General features: G+C 58.3%; 25 protein-coding genes. 13 read left to right on the top strand and 12 right to left on the bottom strand.

Translation table 11 applies throughout. The annotated features are described in order from the left end of the window. Positions 1–281 precede the first annotated feature (281 nt). From B0E33_RS23945 to B0E33_RS23960, 4 genes are all read left to right on the top strand, one after another. Complete coding sequence (locus B0E33_RS23945; RefSeq protein WP_062488482.1) at positions 282–1,154, top strand: phosphate/phosphite/phosphonate ABC transporter substrate-binding protein; 873 nt, start codon at positions 282–284, stop codon at positions 1,152–1,154. A 62-nt stretch (positions 1,155–1,216) separates the two neighbouring features. Next, a complete protein-coding gene (gene phnC, locus B0E33_RS23950) occupies positions 1,217–1,969 on the top strand; it encodes a phosphonate ABC transporter ATP-binding protein (RefSeq protein ID WP_208997697.1) in 753 nt (250 codons plus the stop codon). Further along, complete coding sequence (phnE, locus tag B0E33_RS23955; protein WP_077292642.1) at positions 1,962–2,795, top strand: phosphonate ABC transporter, permease protein PhnE; 834 nt, start codon at positions 1,962–1,964, stop codon at positions 2,793–2,795. The genes phnC and phnE overlap by 8 nt, the downstream gene beginning before the upstream one ends. After that, entirely contained in the window at positions 2,792–3,466 is a 675-nt protein-coding gene (locus B0E33_RS23960) for a class I SAM-dependent methyltransferase (RefSeq protein WP_077292643.1), read from the top strand. The genes phnE and B0E33_RS23960 overlap by 4 nt, the downstream gene beginning before the upstream one ends. Positions 3,467–3,490: 24 nt before the next feature. On the opposite strand, the gene B0E33_RS23965 is transcribed toward B0E33_RS23960, so the two are convergent. Genes B0E33_RS23965 through B0E33_RS23975 form a run of 3 tightly spaced genes read right to left on the bottom strand, consistent with a single transcriptional unit; the run spans position 3,491 to position 8,219 of the window. Then, a complete protein-coding gene (locus tag B0E33_RS23965; RefSeq protein WP_055654850.1) occupies positions 3,491–4,663 on the bottom strand; it encodes an osmoprotectant NAGGN system M42 family peptidase in 1,173 nt (390 codons plus the stop codon). Then, entirely contained in the window at positions 4,660–6,441 is a 1,782-nt protein-coding gene (gene ngg, locus B0E33_RS23970) for an N-acetylglutaminylglutamine synthetase (protein ID WP_077292644.1), read from the bottom strand. Before ngg ends, B0E33_RS23965 begins: the two co-directional genes overlap by 4 nt. Positions 6,442–6,443: 2 nt before the next feature. Beyond that, entirely contained in the window at positions 6,444–8,219 is a 1,776-nt protein-coding gene (locus B0E33_RS23975; protein WP_062488487.1) for an N-acetylglutaminylglutamine amidotransferase, read from the bottom strand. 84 nt (positions 8,220–8,303) lie between these two features. Here B0E33_RS23975 and B0E33_RS23980 point away from each other — a divergent pair, with 84 nt between their 5' ends. Next, positions 8,304–8,780 (top strand): MarR family winged helix-turn-helix transcriptional regulator, encoded by a 477-nt coding sequence (locus tag B0E33_RS23980; protein ID WP_023001062.1) that lies wholly within the window; start codon positions 8,304–8,306, stop codon positions 8,778–8,780. A 14-nt stretch (positions 8,781–8,794) separates the two neighbouring features. Here B0E33_RS23980 and B0E33_RS23985 read toward each other — a convergent pair whose 3' ends face one another. Further along, positions 8,795–10,936 (bottom strand): bifunctional diguanylate cyclase/phosphodiesterase, encoded by a 2,142-nt coding sequence (locus tag B0E33_RS23985; protein ID WP_077292645.1) that lies wholly within the window; start codon positions 10,934–10,936, stop codon positions 8,795–8,797. 452 nt (positions 10,937–11,388) lie between these two features. Here B0E33_RS23985 and B0E33_RS23990 point away from each other — a divergent pair, with 452 nt between their 5' ends. Together B0E33_RS23990 and sfsA are read left to right on the top strand one after the other, a co-directional pair. Beyond that, entirely contained in the window at positions 11,389–12,813 is a 1,425-nt protein-coding gene (locus B0E33_RS23990; RefSeq protein ID WP_023001064.1) for a TrkH family potassium uptake protein, read from the top strand. A gap of 62 nt (positions 12,814–12,875) precedes the next feature. Beyond that, positions 12,876–13,580, top strand: coding sequence for a DNA/RNA nuclease SfsA (gene sfsA, locus B0E33_RS23995; protein WP_062488489.1), 705 nt, complete (start codon positions 12,876–12,878; stop codon positions 13,578–13,580). A gap of 50 nt (positions 13,581–13,630) precedes the next feature. On the opposite strand, the gene B0E33_RS24000 is transcribed toward sfsA, so the two are convergent. The 5 genes from B0E33_RS24000 to B0E33_RS24020 all read right to left on the bottom strand — a co-directional run bounded on the left by B0E33_RS24000 (position 13,631) and on the right by B0E33_RS24020 (position 17,364). Further along, complete coding sequence (locus tag B0E33_RS24000) at positions 13,631–14,311, bottom strand: L,D-transpeptidase (protein WP_197923252.1); 681 nt, start codon at positions 14,309–14,311, stop codon at positions 13,631–13,633. A 247-nt stretch (positions 14,312–14,558) separates the two neighbouring features. Then, on the bottom strand, positions 14,559–15,068 hold the full coding sequence (gpt, locus tag B0E33_RS24005; RefSeq protein ID WP_023001067.1) for a xanthine phosphoribosyltransferase: 510 nt from the start codon (positions 15,066–15,068) through the stop codon (positions 14,559–14,561). A gap of 15 nt (positions 15,069–15,083) precedes the next feature. Continuing rightward, complete coding sequence (locus B0E33_RS24010; RefSeq protein WP_077292646.1) at positions 15,084–15,827, bottom strand: competence/damage-inducible protein A; 744 nt, start codon at positions 15,825–15,827, stop codon at positions 15,084–15,086. 73 nt (positions 15,828–15,900) lie between these two features. Next, positions 15,901–17,103 carry an FAD-dependent monooxygenase gene (locus B0E33_RS24015; protein ID WP_077292647.1) on the bottom strand — a complete coding sequence of 401 codons (1,203 nt, stop codon included), beginning with the start codon at positions 17,101–17,103 and terminating at the stop codon, positions 15,901–15,903. A 15-nt stretch (positions 17,104–17,118) separates the two neighbouring features. Next, on the bottom strand, positions 17,119–17,364 hold the full coding sequence (locus B0E33_RS24020) for a zinc-finger domain-containing protein (RefSeq protein ID WP_023001070.1): 246 nt from the start codon (positions 17,362–17,364) through the stop codon (positions 17,119–17,121). Between the two features lie 214 nt (positions 17,365–17,578). Between B0E33_RS24020 and B0E33_RS24025 the strand changes: the two genes are divergently transcribed. Further along, entirely contained in the window at positions 17,579–18,334 is a 756-nt protein-coding gene (locus B0E33_RS24025) for an alpha/beta fold hydrolase (protein WP_055654839.1), read from the top strand. 65 nt (positions 18,335–18,399) lie between these two features. Further along, positions 18,400–19,284 (top strand): alpha/beta fold hydrolase, encoded by an 885-nt coding sequence (locus tag B0E33_RS24030; RefSeq protein ID WP_023001072.1) that lies wholly within the window; start codon positions 18,400–18,402, stop codon positions 19,282–19,284. A 131-nt stretch (positions 19,285–19,415) separates the two neighbouring features. Here the strand turns inward: B0E33_RS24030 and B0E33_RS24035 are convergent, their stop codons facing one another. After that, positions 19,416–20,228 (bottom strand): enoyl-CoA hydratase, encoded by an 813-nt coding sequence (locus tag B0E33_RS24035; RefSeq protein WP_077292648.1) that lies wholly within the window; start codon positions 20,226–20,228, stop codon positions 19,416–19,418. 166 nt (positions 20,229–20,394) lie between these two features. On the opposite strand from B0E33_RS24035, the gene cysE reads away from it, so the two are divergent. Beyond that, the gene (gene cysE, locus B0E33_RS24040; protein ID WP_023001074.1) at positions 20,395–21,231 is read left to right on the top strand and encodes a serine O-acetyltransferase; all 837 of its coding nucleotides are present in this window, start codon (positions 20,395–20,397) and stop codon (positions 21,229–21,231) included. Positions 21,232–21,343: 112 nt separating this feature from the next. Continuing rightward, a complete protein-coding gene (locus B0E33_RS24045; RefSeq protein ID WP_006940479.1) occupies positions 21,344–21,559 on the top strand; it encodes a DUF3126 family protein in 216 nt (71 codons plus the stop codon). 86 nt (positions 21,560–21,645) lie between these two features. Here B0E33_RS24045 and B0E33_RS24050 read toward each other — a convergent pair whose 3' ends face one another. Next, positions 21,646–22,275 carry a hypothetical protein gene (locus tag B0E33_RS24050; RefSeq protein WP_156912475.1) on the bottom strand — a complete coding sequence of 210 codons (630 nt, stop codon included), beginning with the start codon at positions 22,273–22,275 and terminating at the stop codon, positions 21,646–21,648. 282 nt (positions 22,276–22,557) lie between these two features. Between B0E33_RS24050 and B0E33_RS24055 the strand changes: the two genes are divergently transcribed. Both B0E33_RS24055 and B0E33_RS24060 read left to right on the top strand, forming a co-directional pair. Then, a complete protein-coding gene (locus B0E33_RS24055) occupies positions 22,558–22,884 on the top strand; it encodes a DUF6949 family protein (RefSeq protein ID WP_023001076.1) in 327 nt (108 codons plus the stop codon). Positions 22,885–22,890: 6 nt separating this feature from the next. Then, positions 22,891–23,418, top strand: coding sequence for a gamma carbonic anhydrase family protein (locus B0E33_RS24060; RefSeq protein ID WP_077292650.1), 528 nt, complete (start codon positions 22,891–22,893; stop codon positions 23,416–23,418). Between the two features lie 175 nt (positions 23,419–23,593). On the opposite strand, the gene B0E33_RS24065 is transcribed toward B0E33_RS24060, so the two are convergent. Next, the gene (locus tag B0E33_RS24065; protein WP_208993515.1) at positions 23,594–24,103 is read right to left on the bottom strand and encodes a transglutaminase-like cysteine peptidase; all 510 of its coding nucleotides are present in this window, start codon (positions 24,101–24,103) and stop codon (positions 23,594–23,596) included. Positions 24,104–24,498: the final 395 nt, after the last annotated feature.

The following is a 24,498-nucleotide window of genomic DNA, read 5'->3' on the forward strand; positions in this document are numbered from 1 at the left end:
GGAGAGCGAACTAGCAGACATGTGCCGAGAACAGATGTCTATACGATTATACTTTTATGAAGTTTTACGACAGAAGCATCGAGAAAATTTGCCGGAAAACAAATAAGATCAAGTTTTGTCTGGAAGTTCGAAGTTAAAGAAATTTTCTGCTTCGTAGATCCATCTTTCTCTGATGTAAATTTCGTAAAATTTACATAATACGGTCACGTTCCGCGGCGCGCGTGTCGTTACGCTCCTGTTGCCTTGCCGGCTTTGTTTCGGCTGTCTGAGGAGTTCCTGTCATGCGCTTTTTGAAATCCGCCGCACTCGCGGCTGCCGTTCTTGCCGTTTCCCTGTCTTCTTCCCTGGCCGACACGTTCAAACTGGCCGTTACCGACGTGGAGGGCCTGGAGCGGCTGCAGGTTGAATGGGGGCCGTTCAAGAACGCCCTTGAAAATGCAACAGACCACACCTTCGAGTTTTTCCCGGTTACCAGCCGGACCGCAGCGGCTGAAGCCTTGCGCGCCCAACGCGTCGACTTTGTCGTAACCGGTCCTGCCGAGTACATCGTGATCAACAAATTGACCGAAGCCCGTCCGCTTATAGGTCTTGGCCGCCCGGATTACTTCTGTGCCGTCGTCGTACGAGCCGACAGCGGTTTCACGCGGCCGGCCGATCTCAAGGGCAAGAAGGTGGCCTTCGGTGATATCGGTTCCACTTCTAACATGCTGTGCCCGATGCAGCTGATGGCCGATTATGGCGTCGATCCGGTCAAGGACATCGAGAAGCTGCATACTTCGCGCAACATTGCGCATGAAGCCTTGAAGAAGGGTGATGTTGCCGCCATCGGGATCAATCACAATTCGTGGATTGGCACCCGCAACAAGGATGATAGCGTCCCGAACGGCTTTTTCCGGGTAATCGCCCGTTCCGGCGATCTGCCGAACGACATGATCATGGCCGGAGCCCATGTCGATCCCGCGACAGCGCAGAGCCTGCGTCAGGCGATCCTCGACAACAAGAAATCGATCATCGCCGCGATCCTGCAGCACGAGGAAAACGACAAGTATTCGGGCATGGATCTGGTGGCGATCGAAGATGGTGCCTATGACCTGGTGCGGTCCATGTACACCACCGCCGGTTTCCCGCAATACGACAAGTTCATCGGCGAATAATGGCGCAGCCTCTGCTCCAGTCCGCCGGCGCAATCGCGCCGGCGGTCCCAGCCCGACAGCCCATGACGGAGACGCCGTGTGACCTGAAGGTCGAAGGCCTTTGCAAGACTTTCGGCAAGGACCGGAGCGTGCTGCGCGAAGTTTCCTTCTCCGTGGGCCGTGAGGAAGCTGTTGCCTTGATCGGTTCAAACGGTGCTGGAAAATCGACCGCATTGCGCTGCGCGCTGCGTCTGATCGAGCCGGAAGCCGGTTCGGTTCTGTTGTTCGGTGAAGACATTTCCTCCGCGCGACAGCGCCAGCTCAGGCGGGTTCGCACCGAGGTCGGCTTTGTCTTTCAAAAGCACAACCTGGTGCCTCGTGTTTCGGCGTTGACCAACGTAATCCATGGCAACCTGGGCCGCACCGGTGGCATGCGCGGCTGGTCGCAGTTTCTCGCCAAAACGGCCTTGCGTGACCGGGCAATGTCTTGCCTCGAAAGGGTAGGGCTCGCGGACCATGCACTGAAACGGGCGGACCAGCTCTCGGGCGGTCAGTCCCAGCGGGTTGCGATCGCCAGAGCCTTGATGCAGCAGCCCAGAATGATCGTCGCGGACGAACCCGTTGCCAGCCTTGATCCGGTTGCCGGCCAGGAAGTGATGGACCTCTTCCGCCAACTCACCCGGGAGGAGGGGATCACGCTCCTGTTCACCTCGCACAACGTGCAACAGGCGCTCGCCTACTCCGATCGGGTCCTTGCGATCCGGCAGGGAGAAGTCGTTCTGGACGAGAAGAGCAGCAACCTGAGTGTTGCAGATCTGGGGAGGCATTATGGCTGATCTCCTAACATTGAAACGCTCCCGCATGCCGGATCGGTTCGAACGCCCGGGTGCATTTCATTTTGTCGCCTATGTCGCGCTGCTGGCCTTCGTTGTCTGGTCGTTTCAGGGGGCAGGCTGGTCGTTTTCCGCTCTGGTTTCTGGCGGTCCGGCGCTGATCGACTTCCTGTCGAGGGCCTGGCCGCCTTCGCTGGAAAGGTTGCCGCAACTGTCAAAGGCGTTGCTGGAAACCTTTCAGATGGCGCTCGCGGGCACACTTATCGGCATCGTCCTCAGCCTGCCGTTGGCGATCCTGGCCGCAAAAGGCCTGACGCGGCCGTCGATGTTGTCCCGGGCTGTCTATACCTGTGCCCGCTTGCTGGTCGCCCTCTTCAGGACGGTGCCGGATCTGGTCTGGGCATTGGTCTTTGTCATTTCGGTTGGACTTGGCCCATTCGCGGGCACGCTTGCGATTGCCGTCGACACCATCGGTTTTTGCGGACGCTTCTTCGCTGAAGCCATGGAGGATGTGGAGAAAGGACCAACCGAGGCGCTGACAGCGGCCGGTGCAGGGCGTTTCGACACGATCTTCTGTGCAGTGGTACCTGCCGCGATGCCCTCCTTTATCACCACCTCGCTGTTCGCGCTTGAAAAGGCCACGCGATCCTCAGTCGTGCTTGGTCTTGTCGGGGCAGGGGGCATCGGCATCGAACTCAAGGTGGCCATGGACTTTTTCGACTACCAGCTCGCTATGACCATCATCCTGATGATCTTCGTGCTGGTTCTTTGTGTTGAGCGGCTTGGCACAATCGCCCGCAGCCGGATACTGGAAGGATCGTCTCAATGAGCGACACGCACACTCTGGAAAAAACCGATACCGCCCATCTCGCGTGGGACAAGCGCTGGCAGACAGAAGAAGGCCGCGCGGATTGGCTGCGTCCGGAGGCGGACGTTGCCGGTCTGATCGAAAGACTTCAGAAGCAGGGGCCGGTGAAGGCCCTGGATCTGGGCTGCGGGGTTGGCCGACATGCGCTTTCCTTTGCCCGCGCCGGGTTCGAGACCCACGCGATGGATCTTTCCGAAGCGGGGCTGGGTGAGCTGAAAAAGAGCGCGGCACTGGAAAGCATGCAGATTGCGACGCATCTGGCGCCGATGACGTCGCTGCCCTTTGAGGATGACAGTTTCGACTATGTCCTGTCCTTCAACGTGATCTATCACGGTGATCCGTCGATCGTCCGTACAGCCATTTCGGAGATTGCCCGGGTGTTGAAACCTGGCGGAATCTACCAGGGAACCATGTTGTCAAAGCGCAACGCGAACTTCGGGATCGGGACGGAAATTGCCGCGGACACGTGGGTTCGTGAAGGGGACGACGACAAGGATCACCCGCATTTCTATTGCAATGCGGGTGAACTGGTTTCGCTTTTCGACCGGTTTGAGCTGAGCTACCTGGAAGACAAAGTGCACTCGAAGCCCGGGTCGTGGCACTGGCACATGATCGCGGAACTCAACCGCTGAACGAGCCGGTCTCGGCGGCGGGCGTTATTCGCCCGCCGGTTCCGGCAGCGGTTCGTCCGTCTCCGGATTGAGTGTCTGGTCGGCATCGGCGGTCGGCTGACGGGTAAAGCCCTTGAGGTCCGCAAATTCGCGGGCGTCCCGCTGGATTTCCACCGGGCTGAGGGCATAGCCGGTCGCCAGTTCGGCGAGCGAGCGCAGCGCGTGCATGTGGATGCGCTCATAGCCGTGGCTGGCATCAACACCAAATGTGATCAGCGCCGTGCGCACGTCCGCACCCGCCTCGATGGCGGTTGCCGCATCCGAGCGATAGAAGCGGAAGACATCCTTCTGGAACTTGATGTCGTTGTCCCGGCAGAGTTGGACCATCTTGCGGGTGAGATGATAGTCGAATGGTCCGGTCTGGTCCGCCATGGCGATAGTGACGCCGAATTCGTCCGAATTCTGCCCTGGGGCAGTGGTGCCGTTGTCGATGGCAACCAGCGACGCGATGTCTGGCGTCAGGATGGACTGGGCGCCATGGCCGGTTTCCTCTGCAATCGTGAACAGCCAGAACACGTCGACCGTCGGTTCGATGTCGGATTCCACCAGCGCCTTGATCGCCGCCAGCATCACCGCAACACCTGCCTTGTTGTCCAGGTGGCGGGAAACGATGAAGCCGTTTTCCAGGAACTCCGGCGCCGGGTCTATGGAAACAAAATCGCCGACGTCGATACCAAGCCGGTGCAGGTCGTCTACCGACTTGGAATAGGCGTCTACGCGAAGTTCGACGTAGGGCCATCCGACCGGAAGTTCATCCACGCCGGTGTTGTAGGTGTGCCCCGACGCCTTCAGCGGCAATATGGTGCCGGTGTAGGCGCCGCTTTCGGAAAAGATCGTCGTGCGGGCTCCTTCCGCGAAGCGGGCGGACCAGTGGCCGATAGACACCAGCTCCAGTCGGCCGTTGTCTTTCAGCGATTTTACCTGGGCGCCAAGCGTATCGAGATGCGATACGAAGGCCCGCGCGGGACGGCGCGACTTGCCGGACACTCTCGCCCGAACACCGCCACGGCGGGTAATTTCGTAAAATACCCCCAGCGCCTCCAGTTCCTTGGAAACGTGCCGGACAATTTCGTCCGTATAGCCCGTCGGGCTGGGGATTTTCAGAAGTTCCTTCAGTCGATCGTTCAAATAGGAAATATCGATATTCAGCAAGGTCATGTTCCGGCCCGGTTCAAGGTCGTCCTGACGGGTTGAGGCACCGACAGGGGAAACAGGAAGTCCACGAAGCGTTCTGCGGTTGGCTGAGGTTCGTGGTTGGCGAGCCCCGGCCGCTCGTTCGCCTCGATAAAGCGGTACTCCGGTTGTCGCGGGTCTTTGACCATCAAGTCAATGCCTGTCACCGGAATTTCAATTGCGCGCGCTGCCTTGATCGCGGCTTCGATCAGGGTGTGATGGGTTTCACCAGTCACATCATGAATGGTGCCACCGGTATGAAGGTTGGCCGTACGGCGGACCGGCAAGGTCTTGCCTTCTGGCAGAATATCTTCCAGCTGAAATCCGTTGGCTGTGAGGCAGCGCAGAACCTCGTCGTCCACTTCGATCCTGGATTCCCCGCCTGTTGCCGCAGACCGGCGGCGGGACTGGATTTCGATCAGTTCTCCAATCGTGGCCTTGCCGTTTCCGGTGACCTCGGCCGGTTTGCGCAGGGCGGTCGCCACTACCTTGTAGTCGATCACGACAAGCCGCAGATCCTGACCGGTCACGAATTCCTCCACCAGAACATCATTGGAGTGGGTACGGGCAACTTCCACCGCAGCCATGACGTCTTCGGTCGTTGTCAGTCCGATGGCGATGCCCTTGCCCTGTTCACCGCGCGCAGGCTTGACCACAACCGAACCGTGCTGGTCCAGAAACGCGGCGATCTCATCAGCGGATCCTGCCAGGATCTGGTCAGGCACGTTTACACCGGCCCTTTCGACGATCCGGCGCGTGGTGGCCTTGTCGTCGCAGATGGACATGGCGACGGCGCTGGTGAATTCGCTCAAGGATTCCCGGCAGGCGACCGAGCGGCCACCATAGGACAGGCGGAAGAAGCCGCCTTCCGCGTCGATGATCTCCGCCTGGATACCGCGCCGCCGTGCCTCGTTCACGACAATGGTGGCGTAAGGGTTCAGCTTGTCTTCAACGGCAGGGCCGGCGAACAGGGCCTCGTTGATGGTGTTCTTGCGCTTGATGGTGAAATAGGGAACCCGCTCGAAGCCGAGTTTGTCGTAAAGGCCAATGGCAAGTTCGTTGTCGTGAAGCACCGACAGGTCCATGTGCGGTGCGCCCTTGCCCTTGAAGACCTCCGCCATGCGCCGGACCAAGGCTTCCCCTATGCCCGGAAACCGGGCCTGCGGGGAAACCGCAAGGCACCAGAGCGAACTGCCGAGATCGGCATCATTGGTGGCCCGGCTGTGATCGACGCCCATTGCCGTGCCGACGATGACACCGGTCTCGTCTTCTTCCGCCACGAGCACCGTGATGGTGCGCGGATCGAGTTGCGACCAGAAGAACTCCGGCGGCACCGGCACCATGCCGCGGGTGAGATAAAGTTCGTTGATCGCCTCCGCATCACTGCGGGAAGACAAACGCCGTACCGTGAAGCCCTTGCGACGATTACGCGCCGGCCGGTAGGTCGCGAGATCCAGGCGGAACGTGTGCGAGGGGTCAAGGAACAGCTCCTGCGGGGCCGAGCCGACCAGTACATGCGGATCACGCACATAGAACGCGATGTCGCGTCTGTCCGGTCGCTCGTTGCGCAGGACCTCGACCAGTTTCTCGGTTTCGCCATAGGTGTTGGCAAACACCAGCCGTCCCCAGCCACAATCGATAAACCGGTTCTTCTGGGCTTCCGTCTCGTCCAGCCGGTATTCCGGTTTGAGCCCATGCTGGCGCATGCGCTTCAGGCGGTGGTCAAACGCACCTTTCGGTCGCGAAGGTTCATTCTCGGCCATGTTCAGACCTCCTGTGCCTGCAGCCACATTTCCAGAAGCGCGACCTGCCAAAGCTCGGAACCACGCAAAGGCGTGATGTATTTGGTCGGGTCGGCATACAGTTTCTGCAGGTAAACCTCGTTGAAGAGGCCTCGTTCCCTGGCGGCCTGACTGGAAAGCGTGTCGCGCACCATGTCGAGGTAGTCACCCTGGATGTATTTCAGCGCAGGCACCGGGAAATAGCCCTTCGGACGGTCGATGACGGCACTCGGAATGACCTTGCGCGCAGCTTCCTTCAGGACGCCCTTGCCTTCCTGTGCGAGCTTGAACTCGGCAGGAATGCGTCCGGCGAGCTCGACCAGTTCGTGATCGAGGAACGGAACGCGCGCCTCAAGGCCCCAGGCCATGGAGTGGTTGTCGACACGCTTGACGGGATCATCCACCAACATGACGTTGGTATCGAGCCGCAGGGCCTTGTCGACCGGATCGGCAGCGCCGGAGCGGGCGAAATGCTCTTCGACGAAGGCAAGGCTTTCATCCCTGGCACAGTGGTAGGCGGGGGAAACAGCCTCTGTCATCTGTGCTTCGGTCCGGTCGAAGAATGCCGTGGCATAATCAGAAACCGGACTGTTTGAGCCGCTGAGCTTCGGATACCAGTGGTAACCGGCAAAGACTTCGTCGGCACCCTGGCCGGACTGGACCACGGTGATGTGCTTGGAAACCTCACGTGACAGCAGATAGAAGCCGATATTGTCATAGGAGACCATCGGCTCGGACATCGCCTTGATCGCTCCGGGCAGGTTTTCCTGAAGCTCGGAGGAAGGGATGAAGATCTGCTGGTGATTTGTTCCGTAGTGTTCGGCAATCAGGTCCGAATACTGGAATTCGTCGCCCTTTTCGCCATGTGCTTCTTCAAAGCCGATGGAGAAGGTCGCAAGACCCTTCTGGCCTTCCTCGGCCAGCAGACCGACGATCAGGCTGGAATCGACACCGCCGGACAGGAGAACGCCGACAGGTACGTCGGCCACCATGCGGCGGCGAACGGCTGTGCGCAGGCTTTCCAGGACTTCATCGCGCCAGTCGTCGGCGCTGCGGGCAAGATCTTCCGCCGTCTTTTCAAAACGCGGTTCCCAATAGGTGTACTCGGAAGAGGTGCCATCAGCTTCAAGCGTCCGCACCGTGGCCGCGGGCAGCTTGCGCACGCCGTTCAGGATCGTGCGCGGCGCGGGAACGACAGCGTGCCAGCTCATGTAGTGATGCAGCGCCACCCGGTCGATCGACTTGTCGATGCCACCGCCTGCCAGAAGTGCAGGCAGGGAGGAGGCAAAGGCAAGACGCCCATTCGCTTCGCTCAGGTAAAGCGGCTTGATGCCGAACCTGTCGCGGGCAAGGTGAATGCGGCCGCTGTCGTGCTCGTGAATGGCGATGGCGAACATGCCGTGGAACCTGGAAAAGCAATCCTTGCCCCACTCGGCCCAGGCCTTGAGGATGACCTCGGTGTCGCTGGTGGAGAAGAACGAATAGCCGCGGCCAATCAGGTCGGATCGCAGCTCCTGATAATTGTAGATGCAGCCGTTGAAGACCAGGGACAGGCCAAGCGCCATGTCGGTCATTGGCTGCGTACCACGTTCGCTTAGGTCAATAATCTTCAGGCGCCTGTGGCCAAAGGCGACCCGGCCGCGCTGCGTTACACCCATACCGTCGGGGCCGCGCGCCGCCATGGCGTCCGCCATCCGGCTGACCCGGACAACGTCTGCCTGACTGCCATTGAAAACCACTTCGCCGCAAATGCCGCACATATTGAAAAAAATCTCCGTTTTGTAACTGGACGTGCACTATATAGAGGTCTAATCATTAGAGTTCAAATTAATAGAGGTGTAATAATGCAGGCGATGCAGGCATCGCAAGTGGTCAAGGCTATCCGGAAGATCGTCCGGGCCATTGACTTGCGCTCCAGAGAAGTGTCCAGACTGACCGGGCTCACGATCCCGCAAATCGTTGTTTTGCAAGGGATTCGAGATCTGGGTGAGGTGACGACCAAAGCCCTTTCGGACAACGCTGACCTGAGCTCGGCGACCGTGGTAACCATTCTCGACAAGCTGGAAGAAAAGGGTCTTGTCGAGCGGTACAGATCCGTCTCGGACCGGCGAATCGTCCATGCCAAGCTGACGAAAAGTGGAAAAGAGGTTGCCTCAAACCTGCCTGGCCTTCTGCATGAAGAGTTCGTGCGAAAGTTCGATGATCTGAATGCCGAGGACCGGACGCACCTCGTTTCTTCAATCGAGCAGATTGCCGAAATGATGAACGCGCACAAGCTGGATGCGGCACCCATCCTGATGACGGGAAAGCTCTCGGGTTAAATCTTCGGGGAACTTCAAGCGCGTTTCTTGGAGGACTGGTCGGAACCGCTTGTGAGGCCGGACGCTTTCAAGGTCGCCCTGAAGCTCTGCAGCTGAGATTGAATGAGGTTTGCCGGTACGGCCGGGGAGCAATAATAACCCTGAAGACCGTCGCAGTGATGGGTCACTGTCAGCGCGAACTCTCCTGCAGTCTCGGCACCTTCCGCTATCACACGCAAGCCCAGGCTGCGTCCAAGCCGAACGATCGCCTCAAACAGCTGTTCGCGTTGCGGGTGCGTATCCGCCCCGGAAATGAAGGCTCGGTCGATCTTCAGCTCCTGGAATGGCAGCCGGTGCAGATAATTCAGGGAAGAGTAACCCGAGCCGAAATCGTCCAGGGAAAGTTGGACGCCAATCTGCTGAAGTTCTGAAAGGATGTTCAGAACCAGCTGTTCCCTGGTGTCGACAAAGACGTTTTCCGTCACTTCAAGACACAGATAGCTTGCAGGCAGGCCATAGTCGTTCAGGGTCTGGCGAACCGTGTCGGCAAAATTGGACTGGCGGAATTGAAGCGGTGATACGTTGATGGAAACCTGGCCGAACTCGAAACCGGCCTGCAGCCACTCTGCGGCCTGCTTGCACGCCGATTCCAGAACGTATTGGCCAAGGTCCAGGATAAGGCCGGTCTTTTCCGCAATCGGAATGAACTCTCCCGGCGGGATGAGGCCACGTTTTTCGTGTGGCCAACGGAGCAGGGCTTCCAGGCCAATGAGACGGCCGTCGGCAGGGCAAACCTGGGGCTGATAATGCAAGACAAGCTGGCGGGTCTGAAGTGCGGCCCGCAGCAGCGTCTCCGTGAGCATTTCACTCTGGACGCGGTCGTTCAGGGGCGGAGAGAAGAATTCGTATCGTGCGCCTGCGTTCCGCTTTGCTGCCCGCAAGGCAAGTCCTGCCATACGGTGAGCCGTTTCCGCGTCCTCTGCATCTTGCGGCAAAAGGGCTATGCCGATGCTTGGTTCTACACGGATTTCGCCTTCTTCCAGCTGGAAGGGGACGGACAGCATGTCGATTGCCTGCACCGCGTAGTCTTCTGCAATCGCGCCCTTGCTGTCAAAGGGCAGGAGAATGCAGAAATCGTCTGCCGAAATTCGAGCAATCTGCGCGCTCGGGCCGAAGATATTTGCAAGACGTGCGTAGGCCTGTAACAGGACCCGGTTACCTGCCTGCTGGCCGAAAGTGTCGTTCACCTTGGCAAAGCCATTGAAATCCAGATGGATCAGTGAGGCCGAATACGTGCCGGACCTTGCCCGTTGCAAGGCTTCGCTCAGGTCCGAGAAGTATCTGGCACGGTTGCCTGCGGTTGTTACGGGGTCCGTATAGGCAAGCTTGTGAAGTTTGTCCTGCAGGTCGGTGACCCTCTCCAGACCATGTGCCAGATCACCGATCTCGTCCCGCCGGTCTGTGAAGGGAATGCGTTTTGGTTGGGTGCCGGTGGCCAGTTCATCCGCTGTCTTTGCCAGGCGGCGCAGTGGCCGCAATTCGAAACGCAGGAACAATCCACCCACGAGGATGACAGCAAACAGGATGACAATGGCTGCAGAGGCCATGCGTGTCTTCAGTCGGTTTTCTGCCAATGTCAGGTCGTCTGCCCAGCCGACATCAACTGCGATTGCACCGACAAGCTTACCGCTATCAGTGACAATCGGCGTCATATAGGCGAGGCGGAACCTGCCCTGAACCGGAACATTGCCCGCATATGGCTGGCCTGCAGAAAGACTGGCAAATGCGGGGTGTCCTTCACTGATGGAAAAAGCCGGCGGGGGCTCACCCTTGGGGTGGCTGACGGTGGTGGCGAAGCGGTCGAAGGATCTGGTCTCGCTCGACCAGCTGAACAAATTCGCCGCGCCCTGATTGGTCTTGCCTATGGTTTCGATCAAGCCGTCCAGCTTTTCGCTCGGCTGGAGCAATTCTTTGGCAGAAGCTTCGGAAACGCGAATGACGATCGGCTCACCACTATCAGCGAAAACCGGATTGAAGCTTTCATTCGTGCCGTAATGCAGCATTGAAGCAGCGGTACGTGCGGCCCGGTCCAGCCTGATGGTGGCATTTTCCTGAGTGCTTCTGGACAAATCGAGATAGGCAAGCCCTGAGACCAGCCCGATGCTGCAAAGCACCATCACCACCAGGGTGAGGCTGATCCTGAATACAAGCGAATGTAGTCCGAGCCGTTCTATTGCACCAAATCCTTGTCAATTTCACGTATAGGAAGCTGGATTGGCAATTAGCACGTAAAAGTAATTCTTATTCGCTACGAAATCCTGAACAGGGCTAAAAAAATTGGCGGTTTCCCGCGCTGTTCCTGCGTAACGTGCCCGTGCACAGATGCCAATCAACTTCGCCAGGCGGTTCCAAAATGGAAGGACAAGCTCTATTGGCGGTGTGAGACATGCCTTTTGTTGACCAAGACCCGGATGGTCATCCCCGTCATCTTCCGGGGAACGCGCGCCAAAGCCATTGGAAAATCGGCAGAAAGGCGTTAGGACGAGTGGTTGGTGCGGCAATTCGCGGATCGGCCGACCGACACAGCGTTTTTCGGGAAGACTGATACTTGATTTCTCTCAGACCAGTTTTGAATGTTCTCGGATTTCTGTATGTCGGCCTGGCAACTGCCATGCTCATTCCCGCTATCGTGGACGTTGCCCAGAAAAATGCCGATTGGCAGGCCTTTGTCTTTTCCGCACTTCTGACCGGCATGATCGGCATGCTGTTGTCTCTTGCCGTCGGCGGATCGCTGCGCGAGGGACTGGACACACGGCAGACCTTCGTTCTCACGACGCTTGCTTGGACGACGTTGCCGGCCTTCGGCGCGCTGCCGTTCCTGTGGCTTGGCATCGGCTACGCGGATGCGGTGTTCGAGGCGGTATCCGGTTTCACCACCACGGGATCCACCGTTCTGACCGGCATCGACAGTCTGCCGCCGGGCCTCTTGGTCTGGCGTTCGCTGATGCAGTGGATGGGCGGCGTCGGTATCATCGTTATGGCCATCGTGCTGCTGCCGTTCCTGAGGATCGGGGGTATGCAGCTTTTCCAGAGCGAGAACTCCGACCGGTCCGAGAAGATTGTCAGCCGGTCGGTTGAACTGATCCGGTTGATCGGCCTTGCCTACCTGTTCCTGACATTCCTGTGCATCGTCGCCTATCTGGTCACGGGGATTGAGCTGTTCGATGCCTTCAATCACGCCCTGACCACGATCGCGACGGGCGGTTTTTCCACCCATGATCAATCCTTCGGCTATTTCACCAATCCGGCCTCGGGTTGGGTTGCGATCGTTTTCATGATCATCGGTGCCTTGCCGTTCGTGCTGATCGTCCAGGCCTTGCGCGGTCATCCGCTGCAGCTCTGGCGAGATCCGCAGGTGAGGGCATTGTTGGGGTTTCTAGCAGTCGTGGCTTTGACGCTGACGGTCTATCTCGGCCTCAACATGCACTTTCCCTTCGATGAAGCGCTGTTGAGGGCCACCTTCAACGTGGTTTCCATCGTGACAGGAACCGGATATGCGCTGGGCGACTATTCGCAATGGGGCGCGCCGGTCGTCGGGATCGCGTTGCTGCTTATGTTCGTTGGGGGGTGTACCGGTTCAACGACCGGCGGCATCAAGATTTTCCGCTTCCTGGTCTTCTTCGGTACCGTCCGCGCGCATCTGCGCCGCATGGTGCGTCCGCACCGGATCATGTCGGAAGAGTACGGCGGAACAAGATTGACGCCTGAACTGTCCTTCTCGGTTCTGGCCTTCCTTGTTGTCTACATGGGGTCGGTGGGCATCATCACCGTTGCCTTGTCCTTCTTCGATCTGGATCTGGTTACCGCCATTTCCGCCGCGGCAACATCCGTGGGCAACGTCGGTCCGGGCCTGGGGCCGGTCATCGGCCCGGCAGGGCATTTTGCTCCGCTGCCGGATGGCGCCAAGTGGCTGTTGTCCTTTGCCATGCTGGTCGGCCGCCTTGAGCTGTTCACAATCCTGGTTCTTCTTGATCCGGATTTCTGGTCAAAGTGACCTTTAAGCTCACCTGAACGAACGGGGCCGTCCGGCCCTGATCTGCACGAGAGAGATCTGCCATGAAGTTTTCCGCGCCCCTTGTCAGTGGCCGTCTGGTCAAGCGCTACAAGCGTTTCCTTGCCGATGTTCTTCTGGACGACAATGGCGGTGCGATCACGGCCCATTGCGCCAACCCGGGCTCGATGCTCGGCTTGAAGGAGCCGGGATCTCGTGTCTGGCTGTCGGCTTCGGACAACCCGAAACGCAAGCTCAAGTATTCCTGGGAAGTGATCGAGGCCGACGGGGCTCTGGTCGGCATCAACACTGCGCATCCCAACAAGCTGGTGGAAGAAGCGTTGGAGGCAGGGCGTATTGCCGGACTTACAGGCTATCAGACGCTGCGCCGTGAAGTGAAATACGGCAAGAACTCACGTATCGACATTCTGCTGGAAGGTGCAGACGGCGCGAAGACCTACGTGGAAGTGAAGAACGTCCACCTGATGCGTGAGGCAGGACTTGCTGAATTTCCGGACAGTGTCACTGCCCGCGGGGCCAAGCATCTTGTGGAACTGGGCGACATGGTGGCCGAGGGACACCGTGCGGCAATGGTGTTTCTGGTCCAGCGGCCCGATTGCAGCCGGATGAGCCTTGCGGACGACATCGACCCTGCCTATGCAGCCGCCTTTGCCGAGGCCAGACGCGCCGGAGTGGAAGCCTTTGCAATCGGCTGCGATGTCCGGCTGGACGGCATTGATGCAGTCAAGCCGGTCGAAATCATCGCCTGAGCGAAGCCAAGCCAAACCAAGCCAAGTCAAGCCAAATTGGGCGGCAGCTGTTACGCCTGCCGCACGACAATCGGCGTGCCGTTTGGCACACGGTTATAAAGATCGATAATGTCCTGCTGGAGCAGGCGCACGCAGCCGGACGACACGGCCTTGCCAATGGACAAGGTTTCCGACGTGCCGTGCAGGCGGTAGAGCGTGTCGCGATTGCCTTCAAAAATATAAAGTGCTCGCGCACCCAGCGGGTTGTCGAGTCCCGGCGGCATGCCGTTCCTGTATTTCTCCAGTTCTGGCTGACGGTCGATCATTTCAGCCGGCGGCGTCCACTTGGGCCAGGCCGCCTTGCGTGCGATGCGTGCACGGCCACCCCAGGCGAATCCTTCCCGGCCGATCCCGACGCCATACCGCATTGCCTGGCCGCCCTCCATGGTCAGGTAGAGAAACCGGTTGGGCGTATCGACGATGATCGTGCCCGCTGGTTCGGGAGCGGCATAGGTAACCAGTTGGCGGTAGTAGACCGGATCGATCTTCGACAGATCCACGGCCGGAATAGGGTAGGGCTCTTCCGGCATTGCCCGGTACATCTGAAGGTACTCGGGCGAGATGCGCACAGCTCTTCCCAGACCATCGGCTGGGTAGCCAGGTCCTGCAATTTGTCCGGTTCTTTGGCTGGATACGCAACCGGTCACAAGAGCGGCAGCAGCGGAGGCGAGGAACAAACGTCTGTTGAGCATTCCGTTTTCCGAAATAGGTTTTCGTAGCGTGTAACGACCATGTTTTCGGAGAGGAAACGCATGACAGGCGACAAAGTTCTGATTTGCCGAATTTTTGTTTCGGCGAGCCGAGAGATCTGGCCGGAATGACTTGAAGGCAGACGCAAAAAGACCGGCCAAACGCCATGTCTGACCGGTCGATTGTCGATTTACAAACAGGGTTCCAGCCGAAACGTGGCAGGACCTTCAAAAGTTTGCGAAGTCTGGATCAGCCCGCGGTTTCTTTCGAAAGCGGCGGCTGGAATTGCCAGCCCATGTCCCAGGGGAAATAGATCCAGGTGTCCTGCGATACTTCAGTGATGAAGGTATCGACCATGGGCACGCCAACCGGCTTTGCGTAAACAGTCGCGTAGTGCGCCTTCGGCAGCATTTCGCGAACCACTTTCAGGGTCTTGCCGGTGTCGACCAGATCGTCGATCACCAGAACACCGCTGCCTTCACCGTCTTCCAGGTCGATGACCTTCGGGTCGATCGGCTTGATGACCTTGAGCGAACCCTGGCTGTCGTAGTCGTGATAAGACGCAATGCAGACGGTTTCGATGGTTCGGATGCCAAGCTCACGCGCAACGATCCCGGCCGGTACCAGTCCGCCACGGGTGATGCAGACGATCGCCTTCCATTCGCCTTCGCTAGAAAGGCGCCAGGCAAGTGCGCGGGAATCTCTGTGAAACATGTCCCAGGAAACGGGGAATGCTTTGTCTTGGGCTGGGTTTTCCATTTCTAGTCCTTCAGATTATCCCGACAGGTCGGCGACAGCTTCCGCGACATCCCTGACCGCGGCCATCAGTATCGCCTCGTCCCGCGAGCGGATCACGATTTGTGTGGTGAACTTGCCGTCCGTCGCTCTCGGATAAGAGCCAATCAAGGTTTGCGGATGCGCGTCCTGAATGGCAGCGAGGCGCTCGGCGATGCGGCTTTCAGGCATGTCTGCAGCAACGGTTTCCGACAGCATCTTCTTGCCAGTCTTCAGCGAAGGCGCAAGCGCGTCCATCATCGCCTGCATGATCGACGGCACGCCTGCCATCACGTGGACGTTCTCGATCCGGAAACCCGGTGCCTTCGAAACCTTGTTTTCGATGAGGTCCGCGCCTTGGGGGATTCGTGCCATCCGCTGGCGAGCCGGGGTGAATTGGCCCGGCGGGTAGTGGGGTTCCATGATTGCGACAGCGCGCGGATCAAGGTTCAGCGCAACACCAAAGGCGTCGGCGATGCTTTCGGCCGTGATGTCGTCGTGTGTCGGGCCAATGCCGCCGGACGTGAACACGTAGTCGTAGCGCGCCCGCAGCGCATTGACGGCACCGATGATTTCCGGCTTTTCGTCCGGAACAATGCGCACTTCCTTCAGGTCAATGCCAAGCGCAGTCAGGTAGTCGGCGAGGAAGCCGATGTTCTTGTCCTTCGTGCGGCCGGACAGGATCTCATCCCCGATGACCAGAAACGCAGCGGTTACAACGTCATCTGCCCTCTGACCGGTCATCTTCACACTCCCTGACACATGGATGGGGATTGGCTTTATCCCAGCTTGACGCCGGGCTCAAGCGAAAGCGGGTCTATTGCCCGGGGGTCCAGCCATAAATATCGTCAAACCTGGCAGCCAGGCTGGTTGGTTTCGACAGGCGCAAAACGGTGTCGCGGGCGAAGGCCATCGCGCCACCATAGTGGAATGTGCGGGCATTTCTGAAAGAAATACCCTGAATGTGCTGTACCCGTTGTTTGCGTTGCCGCTCAAACGCCCTGAAGGCAGCGGGGATGTTTTCGACATCCTGTGGCATATGCTCAGCCAGGATCGCTGCGTCCTCGATAGACATTGCCGCCCCCTGCGCCATGAACGGCAGCATCGCATGGGCGGCATCACCGATCAGCGCAATATTGCCATGAGTCCAGGGGCCTCCAGCGTCCACACTGCACAGGGCCCATTTCAACCAGGCGTCAGGGATCGTGAGAAGATTGCGAACTTCCGTTGGCCAATCCCGAAAAATCTTCAGAAGGGTTTCCTTGTTGGCCTTTGCAGACCAGGTCTCGTCCTCCCAGGCCTCTTCGACCAGCCCGACGATGTTCAGTTCCCGACCGCCACGAACCGGGTAATGCACCAGATGGGCGCTCTTGTGGAACCAGAGGCCGGCATCGCGGCGCCAGCGCTCGGGCACCGCATCGATCGGGACCGTGGCCCTGTAGGCGACCTGGCCGCTGTAATGAGCGTCTTCATGTCCGGGAATGAGCCGCCTGGTCCTGGACCAGACCCCATCAGCGCCAATGAGAGCCCTGCAACGAAGTTTTCCCGAGATCTCATTGTCCTGGAACACGCAGGTCAGGTGCTCGTAGGGCGAGGATTCCAGATCGATAACTTCGCTTGAAAGGCGGAGGGAAATACCGTCACTGGCCTGGACCTTCTCCAGAAGCACGCGCTGGAGATCTGCCCGGTGGATTTCCCAGAAAGGATAGCCGTGTCGCTCCTTCAGGAAAGTGCCCATCGTCACCCTGGCGAGCTCTTCGCCGGATTTTGCCGAGCAGATTTTCACAAAATCCGGGGCATAGGCATGTGGGGTGAGGTCTTCCAGCAAGCCAAGCTGATCGAGTACCGAGCAGGCGTTGGGAGAAAGCTGAAGGCCGGCGCCAACTTCCGAAAGTTGCCGAGCCCTGTCCATGAGGACAATTTCATGCCCTTGAGCATGCAGGCAAAGGGCGGCCGTTAGACCGCCAATCCCTGCGCCGGCAATAATGATCGGAAGACCGGTCTCACCATTCGTGCTCATGGACAGACCAATAAATTACGCCGCTACAGGCGTCCAGGTGCAGTCTGAAGGCGAGGATTCGGTTGCCTGCAGTGTCTTGTCGAACTTGTAGAGCGTGGAGCAATAGGGGCAGACCACTTCGTTCTCACTACCCATGTCGAGGAAGACATGGGGATGATCAAACGGAGGATTTGCGCCGATGCACATGAATTCCCGTGCGCCGATCGCCACCGAATCGTGTCCGCTGGAGTTCTGGAAATGCGGGACGACATGATCCGCCATGTTGAAATTCCTCTGTCTCTAAAGGGTTGGACCCCGATAGCAAATTTTCCGGACCATATCCATTTGTAAAATATATGGGTAGATCCGGAATCTGCGATCCACAACCGCAGCAAGGCTCCACCTGGAGCCGGAAATGGGCTTTACCTTCGCTGCCCAAACCCCTTACTCTACCGTGAAATTGTGTTTTCCGTTTACGTAAGGGTTAATGTCTTAGATGCCTCAGTTCGAGTTCGATGGTGTTAGGATCGCCTATGAGGATAAAGGTGAGGGGGACCCGATCCTGCTGATCCACGGGTTCGCGTCCAACAAGCAGGTGAACTGGCAGTATCCAGGTTGGGTCGATTTGCTGGTCGGCGACGGCAGGCGCGTGATTACCATCGACAATCGCGGCCACGGCGACAGTCAGAAGTTCTACGACCCGGCAGCTTATGGTGCACCGGTGATGGCGGAAGATGCCAAACGCCTGCTCGACCATCTTGATATCGAACGTGCCGATGTCATGGGCTACTCGATGGGCGCAAGAATCTCGGCATTCCTGACCCTCAATCACCCGGGCAGGGTGCGCCGCGCGATCTTCAGCGGTCTGGGCTACGGCATGATTTCCGGCATCGGAGATCCGGAGCCGATTGCGACAGCCCTTGAGACCGACCGCATCCAGGACATTTCCGATCGCACTGGACGTGCCTTCAGGGCCTTTGCGGAGCAGACAGGGTCCGATCGCCGGGCGCTGGCGGCCTGTATGCGCTCCTCGCGGCAGAAAATCAGCGAGGAAGACGTCGCGCGCATTGAACGTCCGGTGTTGATTGCCGTCGGTACGAAGGACGATATCGCCGGGTCACCGCACAAGCTGGCGGCCTTGATTCCGCACGCGGAAGTTCTGGAGATCCCGGGCCGCGATCACATGGTTGCGGTGGGCGACAAGGTGCACAAGCAGGGCGTTCTGGCGTTCCTGAACAACATTGAAGCGTAAGGCCTGACGCCACCGGAGGCGCAAGCCGCGCTGTGGTGTGCTGATCGGGTATCGAGGGAGGTTGCATGGGTCCGAAGCGTGTTGAATTCCAGGGCGCGGAAAAGAACGGTCTGGTGGCAGACCGTTACGGGGTAGGGGACTTACCTGTGATCATGCTCCACGGCGGCGGGCAAACCCGGCACTCCTGGGACGGTGCTGCACGCAGGATCGCGGATCTCGGGCACCCGGTCTATTCACTGGACCAGCGCGGACATGGCGAAAGCGATTGGGTTGCCTCGGGAAACTATACATTCGACGATTTCGCCAGGGATCTCGTGGCTGTCACCAGTCAGGTTGAGGCCTTGCACAAGGCGAACCCGGTTGTCGTTGGTGCGTCGCTTGGCGGCTTTGCCGGTATGCTGGCGGAGGGACAGGAAAACAGGGGCGGTCTTTCCGCGCTGGTTCTGGTGGACATCACGCCGCGGATCGACATGGGTGGTGTCGCCAAGATCCTGGGCTTCATGGGAGACAGGGTCGATGACGGCTTTGCCGATGTGGAAGAGGCCGCTGATGCGATCGCCCGCTATCTGCCCAACCGCTCGCGGCCCAAGGACCTGTCCGGCCTCTCAAAGAACCTTCGCCTCCATGCAGATGGCCGCTACCGCTGGCATTGGGACCCGGCTTTCCTGAAGTCAAAGCATCATCAGGACGAAGACAGGGCGGTGGAGTCGCAAGAGCGCATGCTGGCTGCGGCGGGCAATCTTTCCGTGCCTGTTCTCCTGATCCGGGGGCAGAACTCCGAATTGGTGTCCATGGACCATGTTCGCGAGTTTCAGGCGCTGGTGCCTCACTCGAAATTCACCGATATCCGTGATGCCGGACACATGGTTGCCGGTGATCGCAATGACGTTTTTGCTGGGGCGGTAGAGGACTTCCTGATCGCACTCAAAACCGATGCCGCGATGGCCTGAGGCAGGTTTGCCGACAAGTCGTCGTGACGTGTTCGGGTGTTCGCTGTGAAGTGAAAACGGGAGTCGTTTCAACTTGCTGGCAGAAGTGGTTGAGAGGTTGATTCAGCTTCGGAGCTTGGCTTGCGATCTTGTCAGACGCCAGTGAACACCGGCGATCTCTTTTCCAGAAAGGCCCTGCAGCCTTCGCGGTAGTCGGCACTGTCGATACAGACCTGCGCATTTGCAAGGTCAGCCGTTGCGTCCGCCTGACTGCCGGGCTGGGCGAGGCGATTGATGGCTTGCTTGGCTGCCTTCAGTGACAAAGGCGCATTGGCGCAGAGTGCCTTGCTCAGCGCGTTGATGTGCTGGTTCAGATCCCTGTCATCCACCACTTCATTGACAAGGCCCATGTCCAGAGCCTTTTCGGCCGTCAGGCGCTCGGCCGAAAACAGCAATCTCTTGGCGTTGGATGGTGAAACGGCCTCCAGCAGATCCCCGAGCGCTTCGGGCGGATAGGCAAGACCGAGTCTCGCTGCAGGAATGGCGAAAAAGGCCGAACGAGCTGCAATGCGCAGATCGCAGGCGAGCGCAAGGCCCAGGCCGCCGCCAAGGCAGGGGCCTTCAATTGCCGCAATGACCGGGACAGGCAGCGCCTTAAGCGCCTTGAAGGCGGCAACATTTATGTCATCGTATCTCTTGGCGGCTTCCGGCGTAGAGCGGATTGCTTCGAATTCCGATATGTCAGCGCCCGCGCAAAAGCTCTTGCCACCGGCACCGCGCACGATGCAGACGCGCAGGTCCGGATCCCGTGCCAGTTCTGCCAGAAGACCAGGAATTGCCTGCCATGCCGCAAGAGGCAGCGCGTTTTTTCTGTCGGGCGCATTCAACACAAGCTCTGCAATCTGACCGTTGCGGATCACCATCGGGTTGCCGGAAGGGGCTGATTGGGACGTTTGTGTTGGCATGATTTAACCTCAAATTGCGATTTCAGTTAGCAAGATGCTGAAAATCTTCAGGTATCGGGGTTCATTCGAAACGGTCATATCTGATATCAGGAAGTTTGATTTGGGAATATCAGACGACAGTCCTATTTTAAGGACCACTCGTGACGGCTTGAAAAGGAGACAGGCCATGTCGGCACCGATCAGCAAGACCGGTTTGAAAGAAGTTCCGACCCATGATCCGGTCTGGCATCAACTGAGGGATGAAGCACAAGCGATGGTCGCGGCAGAGCCGGCCCTGTCGTCCTTCGTCTACGAAACGGTTCTGAACCATGACAGCCTGGAAGAGGCCGTCGTTCATCGCCTTGGCGACCGGCTGGGCCGGGACATTGTTTCCGCATCATTGATCCGGCAAACCTATCTTGAAGCCCTGGCAGACGAGCCGGAGCTGGCCAAGATTTTCCGGGTCGACATCGTTGCCGTGTTCGACCGCGATCCGGCATGCTTCCGTTTCCTGGAGCCGGTCCTTTACTTCAAGGGCTTCCATGGCCTGCAGACGCACCGGCTGGCAAACTGGCTGTGGCGTCGTGGCCGGAAGGATTTTGCCCTTTATCTGCAAAGCCGCAGCTCGGAAGTTTTTCAGATCGACATCCATCCGGCAGTTCCTGTCGGGCGCGGTATCTTCATCGACCACGGTACCGGCATTGTTGTTGGCGGAACCGCGGTGATCGAGGACGATGTCTCGATCCTGCAGGGCGTCACCCTTGGCGGCACCGGCAAGGAAGATGGTGACCGCCATCCGAAGATCCGCCGCGGTGTCTTGCTGGGGGCGGGAGCCAAGGTGCTCGGCAACCTGGAAATCGGACATTGCTCGCGCATTGCGTCGGGGTCCGTGGTGCTTCAGGACGTGCCTGCAAACACGACGGTTGCCGGGGTTCCGGCCAAGATCGTCGGCAAGGCAGGGTGCGCAGAACCGGCCCGCAGCATGAATCAGCTGCTCGGTGAAGACGCCGGCCAGACGAATTGAAATTCCGGTTTCAGGAAGACGGGGAAAGCTTGCGGAAAGGCTTTGGCATTTCCGTTGGCTCCTGTAGGGTCCGCGCCAGATTGATGCTGAAGGCAAAGAACAGGAGAGCGCCGTGAAACCCGATGAAATCCGAAAGATCGAAGCCTATCTGCGTTCGAAGTTCGAGAACAAGACCATCAAGGTGCAGGCCCGCCCGCGCAAGGACGACTCTGCTGAAGTTTACATCGGCGATGAATTCATCGGTGTCATCTTCCGGGATGATGAGGATGAAGATCTGAGCTGGAACTTCCAGATGGCAATCCTTGAAATTGATCTGGACGAAGTCTGAGTTTCAGACTTTTCGATCGTAAAGTGAAAAGGCGGCTCCTCTGGTGAGCCGCCTTTTTCATTTCTCCGCCATCCACTCAAGTCAGGTCATTGCATCCGGTAACCTTCGATGCTGGCAACGATGTCGCCGTCGAGACGGCGCCAGTCCGGCAGAAGCGATTGATCAAAGCTGTAGCGCAGCTCCAGACCCGAGGCGAACACGATGGCGCGGTGACAACCGGCTTTTCCGGAAGTGCTGTCTTTGCGGCATCGTGCGATGAAGCCGTTTTGAACGGTTGGATCGTAGACGATGAGATCCGTCGCAGGCGCGCCACGCGCCGACAATTTCAGCACCTTCAGTCCAGAAGGCCCCTTCATCTCGCCGCCGCGTGCAAGACGCCTGTAGAACGGATCAAGCCTTGCCCGCAGGCTCTCCCGGCCGGGATTGCTCTCAAGGTCAACCTGGATCGTCGCAGGGGTGTCCCATCCGGCATCGCTGTTCTTCGTGGCACTGGAAGACCAGTGCAGGTTCAGGCGAAGTGTTTCAAACGCGGCTTCGGAACCAAGGGCCTGCCGTTTCTGCGAAGCCGTCGCGATCAGGTTCAGGGGAAGCTCAAAGCGGGTCGTGCCAACCGCAAAGCGGACGGGCTGGTCCTGTCTGATGCCTGCCTCCATCGGCCAACCGGATGACCAGGAGTAGATCTTCCCGCCAACATGAGCCGTGCCCAATACACACATTGCCAACGCCAGCCAGGTGAAGTGGCGGGGATCGGTTCTGATCGGGCCTGGCAAGGAGACAGGTATCACGACTTCAGTCCCTTGATTGGCTGTGCACATATATGGGACAGGTTGTCCTGAAACGGCACAGGTGTCCCGCTTGGGGAAGGCGTTGATACTGCTCGAAGTGGCTCAATTGAGGGGATTTCGCTCATTTGCCGTTCCGGCACAGTCTTTGCTCTTGACCCTTTACGAATTCTTAATCACTTTCCGTGCGAAAGAGTTAACAAGGGGTTAACGGGCGTGCTGTTCAATCTTCTAATCGTTGGATATATCGCATGCGCCGGATTTGTTGCGTCCGGTGTGCTGGGCAGCCTTTATCAGCTGATCACGAAGCAGCCGCCGAAGTTCGCCTTTGACGGAGAGGGCATCCTGTCGTTTATCGCCGGCGTTTTTGTCTGCGTGTTCGCTGGACCCTTCATCATCATGCGCAATGCCATTCGCGGACGCAGGATCGAAAAGCGGCCGTTGGGTTGGCTGGTCGCGTCTTCGACGATTGCCGGCATGTGGAGCATGTGTTCCGGTGTTATGGTGATCAACGTTGCCCTGATCATGATTGGTTACACCTGAGGTCTCATGCCGGTCTTTGCTCTTGATGGACGTACGCCCGTTTTTCCGGAAAACGGAGAATACTGGATCGCACCGAATGCGACGCTGATTGGCGATATCATTCTGCAGGAAGCCGCAAGCGTCTGGTTCAACGCGGTCCTGCGTGGTGATAACGAGCCGATTACCGTCGGCATGCGCTCCAACGTCCAGGACGGCTGCGTCTTTCATACGGACGTGGGTTACCCGCTGACCATCGGCGCCAACTGCACGATCGGCCACAAGGCAATCCTGCATGGCTGTACGATCAAGGACAATTCGCTGGTGGGCATGGGCGCGACAATTCTGAACGGCGCTGTCATCGGCTCCAACTGTATCATTGGTGCCAATGCCCTTATTGCCGAAGGCAAGGAAATTCCGGACAATTCTCTTGTGGTGGGCGTGCCAGGAAAGGTCGTGAAAACGTTGCCGCTGGAAGCGGCGAACGGGATTGCGAATTCCGCCGACGGATATGTGCGCAACTGGCGCCGCTTCAAGGCCGGCCTGCGGGAACTCTGACCCGCTTTGATCTTGACCCCTTCGACCCGATCCCGAATGAGCTGGGCCTGAAAAGGCGGGAACCGGCCTGCGGGGGGCGGGCCGGTTCCCTGGACCCGGTCGTGGTAGGGATGGGGAGGGTGGGGACGCGACCGGATCGTCCTAGAGGCCGGCTGAAGCCGGACCAATCCCAATCCTAGTTGGACACGCTACTGACAGTCGTCACGCGCGTGTCTGCAATACCTGTCCACTGCACGGGCGAGCTGGCGGACTGACGCTTGATGTAACGGTAGGGTGTCGAATACCAGGGCAGCACCGCCTCGATCTGGTTGTCGAGGATCATGTCGCCATGGTCCGTACGTACCGTCAGAACGGCATGACCCGAGTTCTGGGTATCTTTTGCAACAGTGATCAGAAGGGCGCTCTTCGGCCAGCCGGCTTCTATCAGGACCCGCTGCTTTTCAAGGACGTATTCTTCGCAGTCACCGTATCCGTTTACCGGATAGGTCCAGTATTCTTCCTGGCCGAACAGGTCCTGGTCGGTCATAGGATGAATCCGGCGATTGACTTCCTTGTTGATTGCAATGAGTTCGTTCCAGCGCGCTTCGTCCAGCTTCACGACAACCGGCTTGTATGTTTCCTTCGGACAAGCCGAGACGTTGTCACGGCAGAACTGGTCATAGCCGACGGGTGCCTTGACAACCATTTGCATGTCCATGAAGCGGCCGGGTTCTGCCTGTGCAACCGATCCCATGACGGTGCAAGACAGCAACATTGCAGATGCGAGTAGAGTTCTGTGAAGTAATTTCATCGTAACGCCCTCCCCAAGGCTGACGCAACGATGACTCAATGATTTTTACTTGGAGAAAATCTCCAAAGTAAAACTGTATTTGTATTTTATGTGTGTTTGAGTTTCTTTTTATCGTTATTTGAATTTACTTTAATTCAAGTTGGAGGAAAATTTTCGTAAAATTTGATGCATCCTCCAGAAGTCATTGAATTAGCGAGAAATTGGTGTTTTTCGAGTGGTGCGAAATCGGTTTTCAATCGCCTGGTTTTCGGTCTGGAGCGGGTCTTGTGCCCGTCCTCGAGGGTGAGAAA

It is taken from the genome of Roseibium algicola, assembly GCF_001999245.1.
Classification (GTDB): Bacteria; Pseudomonadota; Alphaproteobacteria; order Rhizobiales; family Stappiaceae; genus Roseibium; species Roseibium algicola.

Bases quoted from the DNA above. Each gene is read 5' to 3' on its own strand.
- B0E33_RS23980 (WP_023001062.1), top strand. From the start codon at position 8,304: ATGCAGGCGATGCAGGCATCGCAAGTGGTCAAGGCTATCCGGAAGATC.
- B0E33_RS23975 (WP_062488487.1), bottom strand. From the start codon at position 8,219: ATGTGCGGCATTTGCGGCGAAGTGGTTTTCAATGGCAGTCAGGCAGAC.
- B0E33_RS24050 (WP_156912475.1), bottom strand. From the start codon at position 22,275: ATGTGTGTATTGGGCACGGCTCATGTTGGCGGGAAGATCTACTCCTGG.
- sfsA (WP_062488489.1), top strand. From the start codon at position 12,876: ATGAAGTTTTCCGCGCCCCTTGTCAGTGGCCGTCTGGTCAAGCGCTAC.
- B0E33_RS23945 (WP_062488482.1), top strand. From the start codon at position 282: ATGCGCTTTTTGAAATCCGCCGCACTCGCGGCTGCCGTTCTTGCCGTT.
- phnC (WP_208997697.1), top strand. From the start codon at position 1,217: ATGACGGAGACGCCGTGTGACCTGAAGGTCGAAGGCCTTTGCAAGACT.
- gpt (WP_023001067.1), bottom strand. From the start codon at position 15,068: ATGGAAAACCCAGCCCAAGACAAAGCATTCCCCGTTTCCTGGGACATG.
- ngg (WP_077292644.1), bottom strand. From the start codon at position 6,441: ATGGCCGAGAATGAACCTTCGCGACCGAAAGGTGCGTTTGACCACCGC.
- B0E33_RS23965 (WP_055654850.1), bottom strand. From the start codon at position 4,663: ATGACCTTGCTGAATATCGATATTTCCTATTTGAACGATCGACTGAAG.
- B0E33_RS24010 (WP_077292646.1), bottom strand. From the start codon at position 15,827: ATGACCGGTCAGAGGGCAGATGACGTTGTAACCGCTGCGTTTCTGGTC.
- B0E33_RS23960 (WP_077292643.1), top strand. From the start codon at position 2,792: ATGAGCGACACGCACACTCTGGAAAAAACCGATACCGCCCATCTCGCG.
- B0E33_RS24025 (WP_055654839.1), top strand. From the start codon at position 17,579: ATGCCTCAGTTCGAGTTCGATGGTGTTAGGATCGCCTATGAGGATAAA.
- B0E33_RS24030 (WP_023001072.1), top strand. From the start codon at position 18,400: ATGGGTCCGAAGCGTGTTGAATTCCAGGGCGCGGAAAAGAACGGTCTG.
- B0E33_RS24060 (WP_077292650.1), top strand. From the start codon at position 22,891: ATGCCGGTCTTTGCTCTTGATGGACGTACGCCCGTTTTTCCGGAAAAC.
- B0E33_RS24020 (WP_023001070.1), bottom strand. From the start codon at position 17,364: ATGGCGGATCATGTCGTCCCGCATTTCCAGAACTCCAGCGGACACGAT.
- cysE (WP_023001074.1), top strand. From the start codon at position 20,395: ATGTCGGCACCGATCAGCAAGACCGGTTTGAAAGAAGTTCCGACCCAT.
- B0E33_RS23985 (WP_077292645.1), bottom strand. From the start codon at position 10,936: ATGGTGCTTTGCAGCATCGGGCTGGTCTCAGGGCTTGCCTATCTCGAT.
- B0E33_RS24065 (WP_208993515.1), bottom strand. From the start codon at position 24,103: ATGGTTGTCAAGGCACCCGTCGGCTATGACCAGTTCTGCCGTGACAAC.
- B0E33_RS24000 (WP_197923252.1), bottom strand. From the start codon at position 14,311: ATGCTCAACAGACGTTTGTTCCTCGCCTCCGCTGCTGCCGCTCTTGTG.
- B0E33_RS24035 (WP_077292648.1), bottom strand. From the start codon at position 20,228: ATGCCAACACAAACGTCCCAATCAGCCCCTTCCGGCAACCCGATGGTG.
- phnE (WP_077292642.1), top strand. From the start codon at position 1,962: ATGGCTGATCTCCTAACATTGAAACGCTCCCGCATGCCGGATCGGTTC.
- B0E33_RS24015 (WP_077292647.1), bottom strand. From the start codon at position 17,103: ATGAGCACGAATGGTGAGACCGGTCTTCCGATCATTATTGCCGGCGCA.